General features: G+C 74.2%; 19 protein-coding genes. 8 read left to right on the top strand and 11 right to left on the bottom strand.

The genetic code is table 11. The features are described 5' to 3' along the window. Positions 1-10: 10 nt before the first annotated feature. Together ABZ459_RS10870 and ABZ459_RS10865 are read right to left on the bottom strand one after the other, a co-directional pair. The gene (locus tag ABZ459_RS10870) at positions 11-1,057 is read right to left on the bottom strand and encodes a methyltransferase (RefSeq protein ID WP_357968651.1); all 1,047 of its coding nucleotides are present in this window, start codon (positions 1,055-1,057) and stop codon (positions 11-13) included. 115 nt (positions 1,058-1,172) lie between these two features. Then, the gene (locus ABZ459_RS10865; RefSeq protein WP_357968648.1) at positions 1,173-2,072 is read right to left on the bottom strand and encodes a hypothetical protein; all 900 of its coding nucleotides are present in this window, start codon (positions 2,070-2,072) and stop codon (positions 1,173-1,175) included. A gap of 165 nt (positions 2,073-2,237) precedes the next feature. Between ABZ459_RS10865 and ABZ459_RS10860 the strand changes: the two genes are divergently transcribed. Then, on the top strand, positions 2,238-2,852 hold the full coding sequence (locus tag ABZ459_RS10860; protein ID WP_357968645.1) for a peptide deformylase: 615 nt from the start codon (positions 2,238-2,240) through the stop codon (positions 2,850-2,852). Between the two features lie 13 nt (positions 2,853-2,865). On the opposite strand, the gene lexA is transcribed toward ABZ459_RS10860, so the two are convergent. Together lexA and ABZ459_RS10850 are read right to left on the bottom strand one after the other, a co-directional pair. Next, a complete protein-coding gene (lexA, locus tag ABZ459_RS10855; RefSeq protein WP_357968643.1) occupies positions 2,866-3,525 on the bottom strand; it encodes a transcriptional repressor LexA in 660 nt (219 codons plus the stop codon). After that, on the bottom strand, positions 3,522-4,343 hold the full coding sequence (locus ABZ459_RS10850; RefSeq protein WP_357968640.1) for a CPBP family intramembrane glutamic endopeptidase: 822 nt from the start codon (positions 4,341-4,343) through the stop codon (positions 3,522-3,524). The genes lexA and ABZ459_RS10850 overlap by 4 nt, the downstream gene beginning before the upstream one ends. 218 nt (positions 4,344-4,561) lie before the next feature. On the opposite strand from ABZ459_RS10850, the gene ABZ459_RS10845 reads away from it, so the two are divergent. Together ABZ459_RS10845 and ABZ459_RS10840 are read left to right on the top strand one after the other, a co-directional pair. After that, positions 4,562-5,527, top strand: coding sequence for an EamA family transporter (locus ABZ459_RS10845; RefSeq protein WP_357968638.1), 966 nt, complete (start codon positions 4,562-4,564; stop codon positions 5,525-5,527). Positions 5,528-5,618: 91 nt separating this feature from the next. Continuing rightward, positions 5,619-6,968 carry a S8 family serine peptidase gene (locus ABZ459_RS10840; protein WP_357968634.1) on the top strand — a complete coding sequence of 450 codons (1,350 nt, stop codon included), beginning with the start codon at positions 5,619-5,621 and terminating at the stop codon, positions 6,966-6,968. 71 nt (positions 6,969-7,039) lie between these two features. On the opposite strand, the gene ABZ459_RS10835 is transcribed toward ABZ459_RS10840, so the two are convergent. From ABZ459_RS10835 to ABZ459_RS10820, 4 genes are all read right to left on the bottom strand, one after another. Beyond that, a complete protein-coding gene (locus ABZ459_RS10835; RefSeq protein WP_357968631.1) occupies positions 7,040-7,762 on the bottom strand; it encodes a hypothetical protein in 723 nt (240 codons plus the stop codon). A 91-nt stretch (positions 7,763-7,853) separates the two neighbouring features. Beyond that, a complete protein-coding gene (locus ABZ459_RS10830; RefSeq protein WP_357968628.1) occupies positions 7,854-8,897 on the bottom strand; it encodes a helix-turn-helix transcriptional regulator in 1,044 nt (347 codons plus the stop codon). 60 nt (positions 8,898-8,957) lie between these two features. Beyond that, the gene (locus ABZ459_RS10825) at positions 8,958-9,830 is read right to left on the bottom strand and encodes an aldo/keto reductase (protein ID WP_357968625.1); all 873 of its coding nucleotides are present in this window, start codon (positions 9,828-9,830) and stop codon (positions 8,958-8,960) included. A 6-nt stretch (positions 9,831-9,836) separates the two neighbouring features. Further along, positions 9,837-10,784: an NAD-dependent epimerase/dehydratase family protein gene (locus ABZ459_RS10820; RefSeq protein WP_357968623.1), complete on the bottom strand. Its 948-nt coding sequence runs from the start codon at positions 10,782-10,784 to the stop codon at positions 9,837-9,839. Positions 10,785-10,856: 72 nt separating this feature from the next. Here ABZ459_RS10820 and ABZ459_RS10815 point away from each other — a divergent pair, with 72 nt between their 5' ends. Both ABZ459_RS10815 and ABZ459_RS10810 read left to right on the top strand, forming a co-directional pair. Beyond that, the gene (locus ABZ459_RS10815) at positions 10,857-11,786 is read left to right on the top strand and encodes a LysR family transcriptional regulator (RefSeq protein WP_357968620.1); all 930 of its coding nucleotides are present in this window, start codon (positions 10,857-10,859) and stop codon (positions 11,784-11,786) included. Positions 11,787-11,836: 50 nt separating this feature from the next. Next, the gene (locus tag ABZ459_RS10810; RefSeq protein WP_357968617.1) at positions 11,837-12,298 is read left to right on the top strand and encodes a VOC family protein; all 462 of its coding nucleotides are present in this window, start codon (positions 11,837-11,839) and stop codon (positions 12,296-12,298) included. A 25-nt stretch (positions 12,299-12,323) separates the two neighbouring features. On the opposite strand, the gene ABZ459_RS10805 is transcribed toward ABZ459_RS10810, so the two are convergent. Then, a complete protein-coding gene (locus ABZ459_RS10805) occupies positions 12,324-12,623 on the bottom strand; it encodes a hypothetical protein (protein WP_357968614.1) in 300 nt (99 codons plus the stop codon). A gap of 252 nt (positions 12,624-12,875) precedes the next feature. Between ABZ459_RS10805 and ABZ459_RS10800 the strand changes: the two genes are divergently transcribed. Further along, positions 12,876-13,517 (top strand): 4a-hydroxytetrahydrobiopterin dehydratase, encoded by a 642-nt coding sequence (locus tag ABZ459_RS10800; RefSeq protein WP_357968611.1) that lies wholly within the window; start codon positions 12,876-12,878, stop codon positions 13,515-13,517. Positions 13,518-13,530: 13 nt separating this feature from the next. Here ABZ459_RS10800 and ABZ459_RS10795 read toward each other — a convergent pair whose 3' ends face one another. Further along, positions 13,531-14,592, bottom strand: coding sequence for a cobalamin-dependent protein (locus tag ABZ459_RS10795; RefSeq protein WP_357968609.1), 1,062 nt, complete (start codon positions 14,590-14,592; stop codon positions 13,531-13,533). Next, positions 14,589-16,184, bottom strand: coding sequence for a PP2C family protein-serine/threonine phosphatase (locus tag ABZ459_RS10790; RefSeq protein ID WP_357968606.1), 1,596 nt, complete (start codon positions 16,182-16,184; stop codon positions 14,589-14,591). The genes ABZ459_RS10795 and ABZ459_RS10790 overlap by 4 nt, the downstream gene beginning before the upstream one ends. Before the next feature lie 237 nt (positions 16,185-16,421). On the opposite strand from ABZ459_RS10790, the gene ABZ459_RS10785 reads away from it, so the two are divergent. Next, on the top strand, positions 16,422-17,780 hold the full coding sequence (locus ABZ459_RS10785; RefSeq protein WP_357968603.1) for a potassium transporter TrkG: 1,359 nt from the start codon (positions 16,422-16,424) through the stop codon (positions 17,778-17,780). Continuing rightward, the gene (locus ABZ459_RS10780; protein WP_357968601.1) at positions 17,773-18,435 is read left to right on the top strand and encodes a TrkA family potassium uptake protein; all 663 of its coding nucleotides are present in this window, start codon (positions 17,773-17,775) and stop codon (positions 18,433-18,435) included. The genes ABZ459_RS10785 and ABZ459_RS10780 overlap by 8 nt, the downstream gene beginning before the upstream one ends. The last annotated feature ends 31 nt before the right edge of the window (positions 18,436-18,466 follow it).

Here is an 18,466-nt window from a genome sequence, read left to right as displayed (position 1 = left end):
CAGAGCCCGATCAGCCGCTTCGCGGGACGCAGTCGAGGACGACGTTGCCGAGCGGGGTGTGGCGCACCCCGGCCACGTCGAGCCCGGCCTCGGCGGCGAGCGCGGCGTAGTCGGCGACGGTGCGCTCCCGGCCGCCGCTGATCACGAGCATGCGCAGGTCCATCTCGGCGAACATGGCCGGGTCGTCGCCGGCGCCGCCCCTGGACTCGATCAGCACGACCCGTCCGTGCGGCCCGGCCGCGTCGGCGCAGCGCCGCAGGACGCGCGCGGCGTCGACGTCGTCCCAGTCGTGGATCACGCGCCTGAGCACGTAGACGTCGCCGCCCGGGGGCAGCGGCTCGAAGAAGCTCTGGCCGGCGAACGCGCACCGCCCGTCGAGCCCGAGCCCGGTCAGGAACCGCCGGCCCCGCTCCAGCGTGTCCGGCAGATCGACGAGCGTGGCCCGCAGCCCCGGGTGGGCCCTCAGCATCTCGGCGATCAGGGCGCCGGTGCCGCCGCCGACGTCGACCACGTGCCGTACGCCGGACCAGTCGTACCCCTCGGCCGCGTCGGCGAGGTCGTCGGCCCCGGCGGCCATCAGGACGTCGAACGACTCGCCGACCTGCCGGTGGGTGGCGAGATGGGTCCAGATCGGGGCGCCGTGGACGCTCTCCCACGCGGGCCGCCCGGTGCGGACGGTGTGCAGCAGGCCGGTGAACGCGACGTCCATCTGCCCGCCGAAGCCGTCGAGGTCGAGCCGGTCGCGCATCATGGAGGGATGGCCGGAGGCCAGCAGCGCGGCGGGCTCGTTGACCGCGAACACGCCGGGCTCCCGTTCGGCGTAGACGCCGCGGCAGGCCAGGTGGCGCAGCAGCCGGCCCAGGGCGTCGGCGTCGGCGCCCGACCGGCGGGCCAGCTCCGCGACGGGCAGCTCGTCGCCGCCCATCAGATCGGTCAGGCGCAGGGTGGCCGCGACGCGTACGGCCATCGGGGTGACCATGTCCGTGACGGGGGCCAGCACCTCCCACGCCGCCTGCCACGCCGTCGGGTGGACGGTCTCGTCGCCGGTGCCTGTCACGGCCGCAGCCCCCTTCCCCCAAAGGATCAAGGCTCGCCCGCAACCTACCACGCGATCCCGGCCCCCGCCCGTCCCGCGCACGAACTCCGGCGCTGGGGCCGCCTCAGGGGGCGCGTCAGCCCAGGAGCCTGGAGAACAGGGCCCCGAGGCCGAGGCCGCTCAGGAGCGACCTCGGCCGGTCCTGCTCGGTGGTCGCCGCCGACAGGGGCACGTCGGCGGCGGGGCAGGCCGCCGGGGGACGGCCGGTCAGGACGTCCAGCGTCCTTCTGACGCCGAGCGCGTCGAGCAGCGACGTCCGGGACGACGCCGTCGTGACGTACATGCCGTCGTCGGAGGTGACGATGGTCGAGGTGCCGTCGGTGACGCACGTCTCGGGTCGGTTGACCAGCGCTTCGAGCACCGCCGTGGCGCCCGCGGCGTCCAGCAGGGACGCCGGCTCCGCCTCGGCCGACGCGCCGGTGTCCGTCAGACCGGTGTCCGCCCAGCCGGTGTCCGACGCGCCGGTGTCCGACGCGCCGATGTCCGACGTACCGATGTCCGACGCGGGAGTGTCCGACGCGGGGGTGTCCGAGGAGCCGGTGGCCGGGGCGCATCCCAGGGCGCCGGCGACGAGCGGCTCCAGGATCCGCCGGGCCAGCGTGTCGCTGTCCGCCGCGGTCAGCCGGGGCTCCTCCGTGCCGCCGCCCGGCCTGCTCACCCCGATCTCCCGCTCGACGTCGAGCAGGAAGGCGTCGAGCATGCCGGGGAACTCGGCGGCCTCGGCGAATCCCGCGTCCGCCGAACGCGGCAGCGCCCCGGGCCGGTCCGCCGGGCGGACGAGCCCCTGCAGGAACGTCCGCACGACCGAGGTGTCGAGCAGCGTGCCCGCCGCGACCGAGGGCCCGCCGGCGATCTCGAGCCGGGCGGCGACACAGGGCGCGGCGACGCTGCTGCCGTCCTCGGCCGCCGCCGGGCCCGCCGCCGTCAGCAGCCCCGTTGCGGCCAGGCCGAGGACGGCGATCGTTCTCTTGCACATGGGTGTCTCCCTGCGACGTTACGTGATCATCCGCAGCGATCATTACCCATTGCAGTGGATCAACTACTCTATGAATGTTTCTAGCCCTCTTTACCCGCCGAAACCGGGTCACCGCGCATGCTCTACCGTCTGCTGAGCGAGCGACCGTCGAGCGGAAGGACCCCCATGAGCCCCCTGAACGGCACCGGCCGGAGCACCGAGGAGCTGACCGAGCGGGTGCACGCCCTCCTCGCCTCCCCCAGGCCCTGGTCGGTCACCCAGGTCGGCGACCCCGTGCTGCGCCGGACCGCCGAGCCGTACGACGGCCAGCTCTCCGACGCCCTCCTGCGCGAGCTGCTCGACGCGATGTTCCGGCACCTGCCCGGAGTGGGCGTGGGCCTGGCCGCGCCGCAGGTCGGCATCCCGCTGGCGCTGGCGGTCATCGAGGACCCGGCCGAGCTGCCGGCCGGCCTGGCCGCCGAGCGCGAACGCGCGCCGCAGCCGCCCCTGGAGCTGGTCAACCCCGTCGTGACGCCGGTCGGCTCCAGATATCGGGCGTTCTACGAGGGATGTCTCAGCGTGGAGGGGCTGACCGCCGTGGTGCCCAGGCACGCGCGGGTGCGGCTGTCGGCCCTCGACGGGGACGGCCGCCCGTACGAGACAGAGCTGTCCGGCTGGCCGGCCCGCATCGCCCAGCACGAGACCGACCACCTGAACGGCGCCCTCTACCTCGACCGCGCCGACCTCCGCTCGTTGTCGACCACCGCCAACCACGAACGCTTCCTGGCCGCGCGGCCCTGACGCCGCCGCGGGGTCACACGCTGCGGATCACCGAGACCACGACCCCCAGCACCACGGCCCGGTCTCCGTCGATGACGTCGTAGCGGGGGTTGCGCGGTTCGAGCCGGACGTGCCCGTCGCGACGCCGGTAGACCTTCACGGTGGCCTCGCCGTCGATCATGGCGGCGACGATCTGCCCCGAGTGCGCCTCGGGCTGCTGCCGCACCACCACGATGTCGCCGTCGCAGATGGCCGCGTCGACCATCGAGTCGCCGCGCACCCGCAGGCCGAACACGGTGCCGCGGCCGGTGAGGTCGCGGGGCAGGGTGAGGGTGTCGTCGAGGTGCTCGTCGGCGAGGATGGGCGTGCCCGCGGCGATGTCGCCGACCACGGGGACGCTCACCAGCTCGGCGGGCGGCTCGGCCGACGGCGGCCGCAGGAACAGGCGCACGTCGATCGGGCGGGTCATCGTCGCGCCGCGGCTGAGGAAGCCCTGCTCCTCCAGGCTCCTCAGGTGTTTCGAGACCGACGAGGACGAGCGCAGCCCGACCGCCTGGGCCAGCTCGCGCGTGCTCGGCGGGTATCCGTGTCTGACCACCCAGTCGCGGATCGTGGCCAGGATCCGCTGCTGGCGTTGCGGCAGGGCCGAGACGTTCAGGTGCTCGAACGCGTCATGGTCGTCGTAGGTGGTCACAGAGGAATGCTAGAGGCCGGCCGGCGGGAGCGGTGGCGGCCGGCGGCGGAACGGGCGATCCCGGCCGCGAGGGCGCAGGCCGCCGTGCCCGCCAGGACGAACAGCCCGGTGTCGCCGGCCAGGTACTCGGCCACCACCACGGGCCGGTCGGTGGTGACGGCGTGCTCCAGCAGCAGGGCGAACGTGGCGTTGTGCGCGAAGTGGGCCAGCACGGCCGGCCACACGCTGCCGGACATGACCCGCAGGTAGCCGAAGAGGAACGAGAACGCGATCACCGACCCGCCGAACAGCGGCAGCACGACGGCCCGCGCCCCCTCGGCGTGGTAGTACGGCGTGAACAGGATGTACGGCAGGTGCCAGGCGATCCACACCACCCCGACGACGAGCATGGACGCGCGCTCCCCCAGGCGGGCGAGCCGGGGCTGCAGGTAGCCCCGCCAGCCGATCTCCTCGGCGAAGGCCAGGATCGGCCCGGCGACGAGCACGGCCGCCACCGACTGCGCCCAGTCGCCCCGCGGCGCGGTGAACCGGCCGAACCCCAGGGCGACCGCGCCCGCCGTGGCCAGCAGGCACACCCCGGCGGTGGCGGCGACGGCGGCCGGCCAGGCGCGCAGCCCGGCCCGGCCGAGGCCGAGGCGGCGCAGCCCGTCCCTGGAGTATCCCTCCCGGGTGATGACGAACAGCAGCACCAGCACGGTGAGCAGCGGCGACAGGGCCAGGACGAGCCCCTCCGCGACGCCGGCGGTGCCCGCCGAGACGGCGAGCACGAGGACGATGTAGACGATCGACGCGACGCGGTCGTCGAGCTGTCGGAACACGGGCGGACCTTCCTCCGGGGGTGGGCCCCGCCAAGTGTTCAGGAGCCTGCTCCCGGCGCCCATCGGCCGAAGATCCGAATCGCCGCCCCGCCTCTGCCACCCGGGGACTACGACCACCGGCTGAGGGCCGGTAATCGCGTTGCGCCCGCGCCGCGGCGCGTGTCAGGGTCGTGGCTTCCTGGCAGTGGTGACAGTGGTGACGGCGCTGGTGGTGCGGTATGAGGTATGCGGGGCTCGCGCTCGCGTTCGGGTCCTCGTCGTGTTTCGCGTTCTCGGGGCCGATGGCCAAGTACCTCGTCGCGGCCGGGCTGACGCCGATCGAGGCCGTGTGGGCGCGGATGGCGGCGGCCGGGCTCCTGCTGCTGGGCGTGCTGGCCGTGGTCAGGCCCGCCGCGTTGCGCATCCCGCGGGCCAGGTGGCCGTTCTTCGCGCTGTACGCGGTCGTCGCGGTGGCCGGGGTGCAGTCGCTGTACTTCGCGGCGATCACCCGCCTGCCCGTGGGGGTCGCCCTGCTGCTGGTCTACATGGCCCCGGTCATGGTGGCGGCCTGGGTGCGGCTGGTCCGCAAGGTCCGGCTCCCCCGGGCCGCCTACGCCGGGGCGCTCGTCGCCCTGGCCGGCCTCGGGATCGTCGCCGAGGTCTGGCACGACCTGCGGCTGGACGCGCTCGGCCTGGCCCTCGGCCTGCTGGCCGCGGCCTGCTCCGCCGGATACTTCCTGATGAACGACAGCTTCGGGGACGACGTCGACCCGCTCGGGCTGGTCGCCTGGGGCATGGCGGGCGCGGCCCTGGTGCTGGCCCCGGTGGCCCGTCCGTGGGCCCTGCGGTGGGAGGCGTTCACGACGTCCGCCACTCCCGCGCCCGGCGCCCTGACGCTGCCCGTGCCGGTGGCCTTCGCCTGGATGGTGGTGGTCGCCAGCGTGGTGGCGTACATCCTCGGGGTGAACGCGGTGCGGCGGTTGTCGGCCGCCGTGGGCGCCACGGTGGCGTCGCTGGAGGTGATCGGCGGGGCGCTGGCGGCGTGGGCGGTGCTCGGCGAGGGCTTGGGCGGGTTGCAGATCGCGGGCGGCGTGATCCTGCTGTCCGGCGCGCTCCTCGCCCAGACCGCGACCCGCCGCGCGCCGGAGACCAAGACGGGGCTGGACGGCGACAAAGAGGTGCCCTCGGGAGCAATGAAGTGCTGACACTACTGTAAGTAGTTAATTCACTACAATGGGTATTTACAAGGGGAAGCAACGACTGTCCCATCCCCGTCCCGAGGAAGGAGGTGGAGCCTTGCGTGTCCTGATCCAGCTCCGCCCCGCCCGTGAAACCGTCGAAGCCGTCCTCGACCCCGGCGTGACCGCCACGGTCGCCGACGTGGCAGGTGACCTGCCGGGAATCGTCCTGGACCAGGCGTTCGCCCCGCTGGCCCTGCCGCGCGCGCTGCCCGCCTCGCCCCCAGGCGGCCTGCTGTCGTCGCTCAACCGGCCGCTGGGCTTCTCCCTGTCGGCCGAGCACGCCAGCGTGCTCGTGCGCGGCGAGCTCCCCGACGACGACCTGCCGTCCAGGCTGGCGTTGTTGTCGTCGTCCGTACGCGAGGTCGTCGGCGTGTTCGCCGACCCGTCCATCCATCCCGACCTGACCTGCGCCGACACCGGCCCGGTCGGCGACTGGCACGACGTCGAACGGCTGCTGCACGCCTCCGACCTGCGCGCGGCCGGCTACGACGGCCACGGCGTCAACCTGGCGGTCGTCGACGGCGGCGTCAACGCCGACCACGTGAGCACCAAGCTCGGCCGCCAGGTCACCCTCGACGCCGGCCACAGCTGGGCCCCGCCCGGTGTCACGCCCACGCCGGGGCGCTACCCGGTGGAACACGGCAGCCTGTGCGCCTTCAACACCCAGCTCGCCGCCCCGCGCTCGACGCTGCTCGACATCGCCGTCCTGCAGAGCAGGAAGGGCACGGTCGAGGGCATGCTGTCCGACGCCGTGGCCGCCTACACCCACCTGCGCGGGCTCCTGGAGGCCATGCCGGCCGAGTCCCGCTCGCTGGTCGTCAGCAACAGCTGGGGCCTGTACAACCCGGAGCAGGACTTCCCGCCCGGCCATCCCGGCAACTACTCCGACAATCCGATGCACCCGTTCAACGTCATGATCTCCAGCCTGGAGCACGCCGGGGCCGACATCGTGTTCGCGGCGGGCAACTGCGGGCGCGACTGCCCGGCGGCGAGCTGCGGGTTCACCGACATCGTGGGCGGCAACGGCCATCCGAAGGTGGTCACGGTGGCCGGGGTCGACACCCGCGGCGAGCGCGTCGGCTACTCCTCCCAGGGGCCGGCCCGGCTCGGTGACCACAAGCCCGACCTGGCCGCCTACACCCACTACACCGGCTCAGAGGCCGGCGGCCCCGGCACGCCCGACACGGGCACGTCCACCTCCTGCCCCGTGGTGGCCGGCGTCATCGCCGCCCTGCGCACCCGCCACCCGTCCACCAAGTTGTCCCCCGCGCAGCTTCGCACGCTGCTCAACCGCACCGCCGAGGACCGCAGCACGGTCGGTTTCGACCACGACTACGGCTACGGCATCGTCAACCCCGCAGGCGTCCTGGCCGCGCTCCGCTCGCACCGCACCAGGGCCGCCTGAACCGCGACGGCGCCGCGTACCCGTGGGTACGCGGCGCCGCCGTCCGCCGGGGAGGGCCGGTGGACGAAGGGTCAGCCGTGGTTCCAGACCGAGGAGATCCGGTCGTTCCACCCGCTGGGGACGAGGTTCGGGATGTCGGAGAAGGGCGGCACGATCAGCGAGCTGCCGCCGAAGTTGATGTGCTCGTAGTAGCGGACCGTGCAGTTCGTGCCGCCCATGGAGCTGATGACGTCGTTCCAGTCGTGCAGGTGCAGCGGGCCGTGGTGGACGTCGGTCAGGTCGTTGTAGGCCTGGCGGGCCGGGCACCAGAACCAGTCACCGGCGTACTCCACGTGCTCGAACATCTGCACCTCGCCCCGCGTGGCCGGGCGGGGGTCGCGCAGCAGCGCCGCGGCCCACAGCGCGCCGTTGACCGCGGTGTCGTCGGTGACCGCCGTCAGGCGATCGGGGTGGTAGAGGTAGGTCAGCGGGCGGCCGTCGAACCGGGTCAGGTCCGCCGGGTCGTGCTCGACGCCGTCCACGACCACCGCCATGGCGGGCGCGGGGTGGGTGAGGGGTGCGGTGGCGAGCGCGGCGGCGGCCCTGGGCCGGGCCAGCGCCCTGGCGGGGTCCGCCGGCACGGGCTTGGCCGAGCGCGGCGCCCTGACCGCCTTGGCGACGAGCTGCTCCAGCGTGGTGATGTCGTGGTCGCGCAGGAGGGCCAGAACGTCGGCCTCCTCCAGGCCCCCGACGTGGTCGGAGAAGTCCAGGAAGCTCTCGACCTGGCGGCGGGCGGGGGTTGAGATCTGGGTCACGGGTGCCTCCCCTGGTGGTGCTGTGCTGCGTACTCCTTCATGGTCGGGCGGGGCGGCGGCCCGGACAGCCCCCCAGTGTTGGGGATGGCGTTCAGGCGGTGAAGGCGGCCATGAGCTCGTCCCGGCCGCTCGCGCCGGTCTTGCGGAAGACCGCTTTGAGGTGGTCGTGCACGGTGTGTCCGGACAGGTCGAGCAGCCGGGCGATCTGCTTCGGCGCCGCTCCGGCGCACAGCAGGTCGAGGACGCCGCGTTCGCGCGGGGTGAGGGCGTACCAGTCGCAGAACGAGGGCAGCAGCAGGCCGCCGGTCGCCGCCTGGATCACCACGGCCACCTCCCCCGTGCCGTCCTCGTCCAGGGCCTGGCCCTCGACGGCGAGCCAGCGGCCGTACCGGGCCGCCGGGGCGCAGATGATCGGCCGGCCGGCGTCCGCGCCGCGCGCGTGCTCGGCGGCGTCGGCGGCCAGGGCCGTGACGAACGTGTCGGCCAGCCAGGCGTGCACGCCGTGCCGGTCGGGACAGCGCAACCGGTCGAACCACGCCTGGGCCTGCGGCGTCACGGCGCGGATGCCGCGGTCGGGGCCGACGACGATCACCCCGGCGGGCAGGGCGGGCGCGGTGGGGGCGAGCGGGGCGGCGGTGACGTACCTGCGCAGCGCGGTCATCAGGGCCGGGGCGAGCAGCGTGGCCCTGCGCAGGTCGTCCTCGGTGAACGGCGGGGCGTCGCAGGCGCGGACCAGCCCGAGCAGGCCCCACACGCCGCCACGCCCGTCGCGCAGCAGCAGCCGCAGCTCGCAGGAGGCGCCGCAGGCCGCGAACGCCCGCCGCGCACCCTCCTCGGCGCCGGCCACCGCGACCGGCACCCGCAGCCGGGCCAGCGACGCGGGCCGGCACGGGTCGCCGTGGGCGCGGCGGTGGGCCAGCAGGGAGACGGCCAGCTCGCGTTCGTAGCGATGCCAGAAGCTGAACGAGCCCTGCCCGAGCCCGGTCGCCGGGCTGGTGCCGACCAGCCTCAGCGCGTCGTGCGGCAGCAGCGGGGCGATGGCGGCGGACACGGCGGCGCCGACGTGCTCGGCCGCGACGCCCCGGTCCATCAGGGTGCGCACCTCGTGGACCGCGCGGTCCTGGCATGAGCTCACGCGGCCAGGTCAGCACGCCGCGGCTTCGCCTGGCAAGCGCAGGGTAGTCATTCGGCTACCTCAGGTCACGTCCAGTCGCCGCAGCTCGTCCTCGGTCAGTGTCAGGGCCGTCGCCCGCGCCGACGCCCGCACCGACTCCGGCCGGGTGGCGCCCGGGATGGGGACGACGTGCTCGGAGTGGGCCAGGTGCCAGGCCAGGCAGACCTGCTGCGGGGTGTGGCCGCGCTCCTCGGCCACCTCGTGGAAGGGGGTGCGGGGCGGGGCGGCGCCGGGGCCGTCCAGGGCGCTGCGGGCGATGCCGCCGAGGGGGCTCCACGGCAGGAAGGCGATGCCGAGGCGGTCGCACAGCCGCAGCTCGGGCAGGCTGTCGCGGTGCTGGGGGCTGTAGCGGTTCTGCACCGAGACCAGGGAGCCGCCGAGGACGGCCCTGGCCTCGTGGATCTGCTCGCAGGTCACGTTGGAGAGGCCGGCGGCGCGGATGAGGCCCGCGTCGAGGAGGTCGCGCAGCGCGCCCACCGACTCCGCCCACGGGACGTCCGGGTCGGGCTTGTGCAGCTGGTAGAGGCCGATCGCCTCGACGCGCAGGCGGCGCAGGGAACCCTCGCAGGCGGCCTTGAGATGGTCCGGACGGCCGTCGACCGTCCAGGAGCCGTCGCCGGGCCGGCCGCGCCCGCCCTTCGTGGCGACCAGCACGCCCGAGGCGTCGCCGGACCAGGTGGCCAGGGCCTCGGCGACGAGCTCCTCGTTGTGGCCGAGCTCGCCGGCGTGCCAGTGGTAGGAGTCGGCCGTGTCGATCAGGGTGAGGCCCGCGTCGAGGGCGGCGTGCACGGTGGCGATCGCGCGGGCGCGGTCCGGACGGCCCTCGACGGACAGCGGCATGGCGCCCAGGCCGACGGCGCTGACCTCGGCGGTTCCGATGCGGCGGGTGATCATGGTCGGTCAGCCTTCCTGGAGGAGGTCGGCGACGGCTCGCGGCAGCCAGGCCGCGACGTCGGTGAACGTGAAGCCGAGCGCGGCGGCCCGGCCGGCGTCGATGGCGTAGGAGCGGTCGAAGGAGAACGGCGAGGCGGGCTCGCCGCCGGTCACCACCCGGTGGACGGGCGCCGGCGAGCCGGTCGCGGCGGCGATGGCCGCGCACAGGCCGGTGACGGTCATCGTGTCGCGGGAGGCGGCGTTGAGCGCGCCGGTGACGTCGGTGCCCGTCGCCGTCCAGTGCAGGAAGGCGGCGATCTCCGCATGGTGGACGAACGACGTCGGGGCCGGGTCGCGGTGCACGGCGACCGGCAGCCCGGCGCGTACGCGGTCCACGTAGTGGCGCAGCCGTCCGGTGAAGTCGGCGTCCCCGCCGCCCAGCACGTGGGCGCTGCGCACGGCGAGGAACGGGAAGACCGGGTCCCAGGCGAACACGGCCTCGGCCTGGCGCTTGCCCTCCGCGTACGCGGCCGCCTCGCCGAGCAGCAGGGACAGGGCGTCCGGCGACCCCCACGGCAGACCGCGGTCCACCGGCCAGGACGCGGCCTCGACCGCCTCCTCGCGGACCGGCGCCGCGGCCGGGGGCAGCAGGGACGGCGAGGTGGCCGGGTCGTAGACCTCCATGGTGGAGGTCATCACGTAGCGGGCGGTGCGGCCGGCGAAGACCCGGCGGGCGACGTCGGCGTGCTGGGGCGTGTAGCAGACCTGGTCCACGACGGCGTCGAAGGCCCGGCCGCCCAGGGCTCGGGCCAGGGCCGCCGCGTCCGCCCGGTCGGCGACGACGTGCTCGGCGCCGGGCGGCGGCGCGGCCGAGCCCCGGTTGACCACGGTCACGCGGTCCCCTCCGGCCAGCAGCAGGCGGATCAGGCGGCGGCCGAAGTAGCGGTTGCCGCCGATGACGCAGATGTGTCGCATGCGGCCAAGACTGGCCCGGACGCGGTCAGCAGTGGTAGTGGTGACTTGCTGGCCTCGTGTTAAGGAGAACTGTTGATCGACGCCCACCGGCTCAGGGTGCTGCGGGAGGTGGCCGCGCACGGCAGCTTCAACCGGGCGGCGGCCGCGCTGCTGCTCACGCCGTCCGCCGTCTCGCAGCAGATCGCCGCGCTGGAACGGCAGCTCGGCACCCCGGTCGTCACCCGCAGCACCCGCGGCGTGGCCCTCACCGAGCCGGGCCGGCTGCTGGTGCAGACGGCCGAGACGATCGCGGCCGAGCTGCGGCACGCCCGGGAGCGCATCGACGAGCTGGCCTCCGGGCGCCGGCGGCTGACCGTGGCCACCTTCACCAGCGGCGGCCGGGCGCTGCTGCCCGGCGTGCTGGCGCGGTTCGTCGCCGGCCATCCCGAGGTCGAGACGAACGTGGTCGAGCGGGAGCCGGAGGACAGCCTGCCGCTGGTCCGGCGCGGCGAGGCGGACCTGGCGATCGCCTACCACTTCGACGGGCCGCTGCCGGTGCTGCCCGGCGACCGTACGGGGCTGGCCTGGACGCCCTTGGCCGAGGACCCGCTGTCGGTGGCGCTGCCGGCCGCCCATCCGCTGGCCGGCCGGGCGTCGCTGGACCTGACCGAGCTGGCCGAGCAGCCGTGGGTGATCGGCTGCTCCAAGACCGAGGCGTTCCTGCGCGGGTACGCCGCCGCGGCCGGGTTCGAGCTGCGGGTCAGCGGCTCCACCACCGACTACCACCTGGCGCAGGCGCTCACGGCGGCCGGGCTGGGCGTCAGCCTGGTGCCGTCCATCTGCCTGGCGCGCGGGACGCCCGGCCTGGCCGTCGTGCCGCTGAACCCGCCGCGCCCGGCCCGCTACATCGGGATCGCCACCGCCCCGCGGCGCGACCACCCGCTGGTGCCGACTCTGGTCGAGTGGCTGCGCGAGGAGGCGGCGGCACTGGGACGGCAGCGGACCGATCCTGTCCGCCAGTGATGTCACAGTGTTCCCGGGAACCTCTTCCTGCACCGAACGGAGTGATTCGTATGAGCCGCCATGTCCAGATCACCTTCGACGCCCACGACCCCAAGGCGCTGTCGACGTTCTGGCGTGACGCGCTGGGCTACGTCCACCCCGGCCCGCCCGGGGTCGAGCTGCCGCCGGGCGCCGACCCGCTGGCCGCCTGGGACGACTTCCTGGCCAGGGTGGGCGTCCCGGAGGAGGAGCGCGACGCGCGGTCGGCCATCGAGGACCCCGACGGCCGGGGCCCCCGGGTGTTCTTCCAGCGGGTGCCGGAGGGCAAGACCGCCAAGAACCGCGTGCACCTCGACGTCCGGGCGGCTCCCGGGCTGCGCGGCGAGGAGCGCATGGCGGCCCTGGAGGCCGAGTGCGAGCGGCTGGTCGGGCTGGGCGCGACGCGGGTGCGTCGGCACGATCCCGAGCCGCCGTTCGGCGCCGGCCACATCGTGCTGACCGACCCCGAGGGCAACGAGTTCTGCCTCGACTGACCGTCCAGGACGCCCAGCTGAGGAATCAGTCGTCGGCACACCTGCATGGCACGATGACCAGCGTGCCCGCTTCGATGTGGGTCACCTTCTTCGAGCCGAGGCAGAAGCGGCATTTCAGCGTCTCGGCGATCCACGGGTCGGACCATACGTTGTGCTGCCAGGCCGGCGGCGGCCCGTCCGGGGGCGGTTCCGCGCCGCGCTCGGCGGGCTCGTTCTCGCCGCCCACCTGGCCGAGGCCGCCGCAGAACGTGCAGGAAAGGAACAGCTCGCCGAGCTGCACGCCGCGGCGGCCCTGGCATTCGGGGCAGGTGATCGGGTCCGTCACTTACGGCCGGTCCCACTGCAGGACTTGCACGACACCCATGTGGACTGCTTCCTGGAGTCGCCGTTCCGGTCGATCCACTCTCCGCCGGCACCCATGCAGATGCCGCACACCGGACGCTCTTCCTGCTCGTCGTCGTACGCCATACTGCGGACGGTAGCCGAGCATGCGCAGGCTGTCTGTCGCCTGACGGATCTGGTTGCGCTCACCTCAGTCGCGCGGAAGGCAGAAGGTGAGTGCTGCGAGAATGGCCGCATGGCCAAGCTGACCGGATCGCAGATCGCACATGAGGGGCCGGCTGGGTGGGCGTACCTGCTCGGCGGCCTGCACACCCGCCTCCACACCGGCACGTTCGCGGCCGGGCTCGCGCTCGTCGACGCCGTCGGGGCGGTGGCCGAGGAGATGGACCACCATCCCGACCTCGACCTGCGCTACACCCATGTCGACGTCCGCCTGGCCAGCCACGACGCGGGCGGCGTCACCGAGCGCGACGTGCGGCTGGCGCGCGCGATCACGTCCCTCGCCGCCGACGCGGGGGTGCGCCTCGACCCGGCGTCCGTCTCCGTGTTCGAACTCGGCCTCGACACCCCCGCGCGGGACACGGTCCGGCCGTTCTGGGCGGCGGTGCTGGCCATGCCCGCCGATGACCGGGGCGAGCTGCACGACCCGGCCGGCGCGCTGCCCGGCGTGTGGTTCCAGCCGTCCGGCGACGAGGAGCCCCGCCAGCGCTGGCACCTCGACGTATGGGTGGAGCCCGCGCAGGTCCAGCCCCGGATCGACGCGGCGCTGGCGGCGGGCGGGCGGCTGGTGTACACCGACGAGGCGCCGCGCTTCTGGGTGCTGGCCGACCCCGAGGGCAACCACGTCTGCCTGTGCACCTGGCAGGAGCGCGACTGAGCCTGGGCGGCGGTCAGCGGGGCCCGTCGGGCAGCCCGGCCCGTGCCTGGACGAGCAGCTCGCGGGTGCGCGGCAGGCCGGCCAGGCGGGCGGCCAGCGCGTCCAGCGTGACGGCCAGCACCCGGGCCGGCACGCCCCGCGCCGTCAGCACGTACGCCATCCAGCTGACGAAGGACGTGAACAGGCCGGGGTCGTCGACGTAGGCGGCGGCCTTGAGGTAGTCCACGACGTAGGCGACGTCCTCGGCGGTGTGGCCGGTCGGCTCCTCGCCCGCGGTGACGGGCACGTGCTCGTCCAGCTCCGCCATGACGCCTCTGACCAGCTCGGACGCCCGGTCGGTGAGCGCCGTGTACTCGGGGCCGGCCAGGTGCGGCGGCCGTCCCGCGCTCAGCCCGGTCGCGGCCCGGCGCGGCGGCGGCCCGGCGTCGAGCAGGTCGGCGGCGGCCCGCGCGTCGGGCGCCCAGGCGTCGGCCCCGAGCAGGCGGGCGTAGCGGCCGTCGGGCCCGAAGGCGGCGCCGCCGACGAGCACGGGCGTGCCCGCCGCCTGACAGGCGCTGATGGCCGCGTGCGCGGCGGGCAGCCGGGTGGCGATCGACCCGGACAGCGCGACCACGGCCGGGGCGGTCCTGTGCACGTGCACGACCAGGTGCGCGGTCGGGACGTGCGCGCCCAGGTAGTCCACCTGCCAGCCGCGCAGCCGGAGCACCTCGGCCAGCAGCCGGGCCGGGAAGGTGTGCCACTCGCCGTCCACGCACGCCACGCTCACCCGTCCCCTGTCCGGGCCGGAACGGTGGCCGCGCGCGCCCGGCTCGTGGGCCAGCACGGCCAGCACCCGCTCGTGGACGGCCGTCGCCGTGTGCTCCTGGGCGACGGTGAGCCGGTTGGCCGCCCAGTCCAGGCCCACGCGGGCCTGCGCGACGGCGACGACGTCCAGGAGCATGGCCTCCAGGGGCACGCCGGCGTCGAGGGCGGCCCGCGCGGCGTCGATCGCGGCGTACTCGTCGCCGGCCGTCGCCGCCGCCCGCAGCGCCTCGACGCAGCGCTCGATCTCGTCCCGCACGCCGGAAGCGCTCACGCCGGAAGACCTCCGTCCGGGCCGTCGGGCGCCTCGCGCGGTGCGCCGATGGCGACGATGGCGATGTCGTCGCGCTCCCGTTCGCCCGCCCACTGGGAGGCGAGCATCTGGACGCGTTCGGCCAGGGCGGCGGCCGGCATGCCGGCGCACTGCCGCAGTTCCTCGCGCAGCCGGTCGTCGCCGAACATCTCGTCGCCCAGCGGGCCGCCCCTGGCCTCGATGACGCCGTCGCTGTAGAGCAGGCACGTCTCGCCGGGGGCCAGGAGCACCGTCTCGGTGACGCTGGTGATCTGGTCGAGCAGGCCGATCAGGGTGCCGCGGGTGCGGGCGTCCTCCACCCGGCCGTCGTTGCGGACGATCATCGGCGGCGGATGGCCGGCGCTGGTCAGCCGCAGCTCCAGCCGGTGGCCGCGGCGCTCGACCCCGGCCAGCACCAGCGTGACGTAACGCGGGCTGGACCCGGCGAGCAGCACCTCGTTGAGCCGTTCCAGCACGCGCTGGTGGTCGTCGGCCAGCGGCAGCAGGGCGCGCAGCGTGTTGCGGATCTTGCCGGTCAGCACGGCGGCCTCCAGCCCCTTGCCGGAGACGTCGCCGAGCACCACCAGCGCCGCCCCGCCCGATCCGGCGACCGGGTGCACGTCGTAGAAGTCCCCGCCGACCAGCGCCCCGTGGCCCGCCGCCCGGTAGCGGGCCGCCACGTCGGCGACGTCGAGGTACGGCGTCATCGGCGGCAGCAGGTCGGCCATCAGCGTCTCGGTGATGGCCCCCTGCTCGGCGTACACGCGGGCGATGGAGATCGCGGTGCCGGCCCGGGCCACGAACAGCCGGGCGAACACCTCCTCGGCCGCGGCGAAACCGGCCGAGGAGCGCAGCAGGATCAGCGCGCCCGCGGGCAGGCCGTAGCCGGGCAGCGAGATCACCACCACGGAACGCGTGTCGTCCCGCCCCTCGCCCAGCACCCAGCCGGGCGCCTGCTCGGGGTCCACCCAGCGGGCGGGGACCGGCGGGAAGGCCCGCAGCGCCTCGGCCAGCCCCGGCATGGAGCGCGGATCGATGTCCAGGTTCCGGCGCACGGCCTCGCCGCCGGCCTCGTGGTAGGCGACCTCGTAGCGGCGCGGGCCCAGCGGCACGACGACCCGGGCGGCTTGGGCGAGGTGCGTCACGGCCAGGCGGGCGACCGCCTCCAGGCAGCGGTCGAGGTTGAGCGAGGACAGCAGCTCGGTGGCCGCCGCCACCATGGACGCGGCCGAGTCCCGCTCGCCCCGCAGCACCTCCATGGCCCGCTCCGACGCGGTGACGTCGACCAGCCACCAGGTGACGCGGTCGCGCCCGGCACGCACGGGATGGGCCTCGAACACCCGCTCCCCGACCGGCCCCCGAGCAGGCTCAGGCACGCTCCCGGCCTCGGGCGCGCCCTCGGCGGCGGGCGACGCGGCCAGGCGGGCGCAGAGGTCGTGGTGGGCCCGGGCCAGCCAGTCCGGCGCGATCCGCGCGGTGTCGCCCAGCAGCGACCGGGCGGCGGCGTTCGCCCGCTCGACGGCGCCCGAGGCGTCGGCGACCAGCATCGGGTACGGCGTGTCCTCCCCCAGCATGCCGATCGCGCCCCGTTCGTGATCACCTACGAGATTGTCACTCTACTGACGTGACCTGCACGGCTTTCCCGACGCCGAATCGTTTTTGTCGCATTTTTAGCCGCGTTACCTTCGGGGCACGCTCCCGGCCCCCGTCTCCGGACGCGTTTGCCGGAGCGGTGGCCGGGTGGTCTACCGTCTGATGGTGCTCGCCTCACATCATGTCCCCCGTCCGGCCGCGCACGGCGGGGGCGCGCCATGAGAAACCTGCGGCTGACGGGCGCCTTCCTGTCCCGGTTCCACCACCCGGCGCAGGTCATCGCGACCGGGTTCGCGGCCCTCATCCTGACCGGCACGGCCCTGCTGACCTCGCCCATGGCCACGGCCACCGGCGAGTCGGCCGGCTGGCTGACCGCGCTGTTCACCGCGACGTCCGCGGTCTGCGTGACCGGCCTGGTCGTGGTGGACACCGCCACCCACTGGTCGGTGGCCGGGGAGGTGGTGATCGCCATGCTGGTCCAGGTGGGCGGGCTGGGCATCATGACGATGGCCACGCTGTTCACCGTCCTGGTCGCGGGCCGGCTGGGGCTGCGCGCCCGCATGTTCGCCCAGGCCGAGACCAAGACGCTGAGCATGTCCGACGTCCGGCGCGTGGTGCGCAACGTGGTCATCTTCAGCCTCGTCTCCGAGCTGATCGTCGGCGCCGTGCTCACCGCGCGCTTCGTCACGGGCTACGGCGAGCCGCTGGGCCGGGCGATGTACCTGGGCTGGTTCCACGCGGTGTCGGCGTTCAACAACGCCGGGTTCGCGCTGTGGTCGGACAACCTGATGAGCTTCGTCACCGACGCGTGGATCTGCCTGCCGATCGCGGTCGCGGTGATCGTGGGCGGGCTGGGCTTCCCGGTGGTGTTCGAGCTGGCCCGCGCCTGGCGCCGGCCCAGCCGGTGGTCGGTGCTCACCCGGGTCACCGTCGGGGTGACGCTCGTCCTGCTCGCGGTGGGGACGCTGGTCTTCCTGGTGACCGAGTGGCGCAACCCCAGGACGCTCGGCGGGCTCGACGACTCCGGCAAGTTGCTGGCCGCGTTCTTCACCGGGGTCATGCCGCGGTCGGGCGGGTTCAACAGCCTCGACATCGGCCAGCTCTACCCGAGCAGCCTGCTCGCCACCGACCTGCTGATGTTCATCGGCGGCGGCAGCGCCGGCACGGCGGGCGGCATCAAGGTCACCACGTTCGGGCTGCTGGCGTTCATCATCTGGGCCGAGCTGCGGGGCGAGCCCCGGGTGAACATCGGCCACCGGCGCCTGGCCGAGTCCGCGCAGCGCCAGGTCATCTCGATCACCATGATCGGCGTCGTGCTGGTCGCCGTCTCCACCTACCTGCTGCTCGCCATCACGCCCCACAGCCTGGACCAGGTGCTGTTCGAGGTGGTCTCGGCGTTCGGCACGAACGGGCTGTCCACCGGCATCACCGCCGACACCACGGCCGCCGGGCACCTGCTGCTGGCGGTGCTGATGTTCATCGGACGCATCGGCCCGCTCACGCTGGGTTCCGCGCTCGCCCTGAAGGAGCGCACCCGTCGCTACGAACTACCCGAGGAACGTGTCATCGTTGGCTGACAAGAAGACAGACCCCGTCGTGGTCATCGGCCTGGGCCGGTTCGGCACCTCGCTCGCCCTGGAGCTCACCCGGCGCGGCACCGAGGTCCTGGCCATCGACAACCGGCCCAAGGTCGCCCAGAGCCTGGCCGGGCAGATCACCCACATCGCCACCGCCGACTCCACGGACCTGGAGACGCTGCGCCAGCTCGGCGTGCCCGACTTCTACCGGGCGGTGGTGGCCATCGGCGGCGACCTGGAGGCCAGCATCCTGACCACGTCGCTGCTGATCGAGCTGGAGATCGACGACATCTGGGCCAAGGCCGTCAGCCGCCAGCACGGCCGGATCCTGGGGCGCATCGGCGCCCATCACGTCGTCTTCCCCGAGCACGACATGGGCGAGCGGGTGGCCCACATGGTGACCGGCCGGATGCTGGACTTCATGCAGGTGGACGAGAACTTCGCGATGGCCAAGACCCGGCCGCCCAAGGAGTACATCGGGGTCCCGCTCGGCCGTTCCAACCTGCGCCGCAAGTACGGCGTCACCGTGGTGGCGGTCAAGAGCGTGGAGGAGGAGTTCACCTACGCCGGTTCCGACACCGAGCTGGCGTACGGCGACGTGATCATCGTCTCCGGCCGCACCGAGGACGTCGAGCGCTTCGCCGACCTCACCTAGCCGGGCGGTCGACGGGGGCAGTCGTCGGGGG

This window comes from Nonomuraea sp. NPDC005692, assembly GCF_040631115.1.
In the GTDB taxonomy this organism is placed as follows: Bacteria; Actinomycetota; Actinomycetes; order Streptosporangiales; family Streptosporangiaceae; genus Nonomuraea.
Note: the sequence above shows the minus strand (reverse complement) of the source record. Positions and strands in the feature narration are given on the sequence as shown.

Excerpts from the sequence above, each read along its gene's own strand:
- ABZ459_RS10865 (WP_357968648.1), bottom strand. The coding sequence starts at position 2,072 with ATGTGCAAGAGAACGATCGCCGTCCTCGGCCTGGCCGCAACGGGGCTG.
- ABZ459_RS10860 (WP_357968645.1), top strand. The coding sequence starts at position 2,238 with ATGAGCCCCCTGAACGGCACCGGCCGGAGCACCGAGGAGCTGACCGAG.
- ABZ459_RS10845 (WP_357968638.1), top strand. The coding sequence starts at position 4,562 with ATGAGGTATGCGGGGCTCGCGCTCGCGTTCGGGTCCTCGTCGTGTTTC.
- ABZ459_RS10825 (WP_357968625.1), bottom strand. The coding sequence starts at position 9,830 with ATGATCACCCGCCGCATCGGAACCGCCGAGGTCAGCGCCGTCGGCCTG.
- ABZ459_RS10820 (WP_357968623.1), bottom strand. The coding sequence starts at position 10,784 with ATGCGACACATCTGCGTCATCGGCGGCAACCGCTACTTCGGCCGCCGC.
- ABZ459_RS10810 (WP_357968617.1), top strand. The coding sequence starts at position 11,837 with ATGAGCCGCCATGTCCAGATCACCTTCGACGCCCACGACCCCAAGGCG.
- ABZ459_RS10800 (WP_357968611.1), top strand. The coding sequence starts at position 12,876 with ATGGCCAAGCTGACCGGATCGCAGATCGCACATGAGGGGCCGGCTGGG.
- ABZ459_RS10790 (WP_357968606.1), bottom strand. The coding sequence starts at position 16,184 with ATGCTGGGGGAGGACACGCCGTACCCGATGCTGGTCGCCGACGCCTCG.
- ABZ459_RS10785 (WP_357968603.1), top strand. The coding sequence starts at position 16,422 with ATGAGAAACCTGCGGCTGACGGGCGCCTTCCTGTCCCGGTTCCACCAC.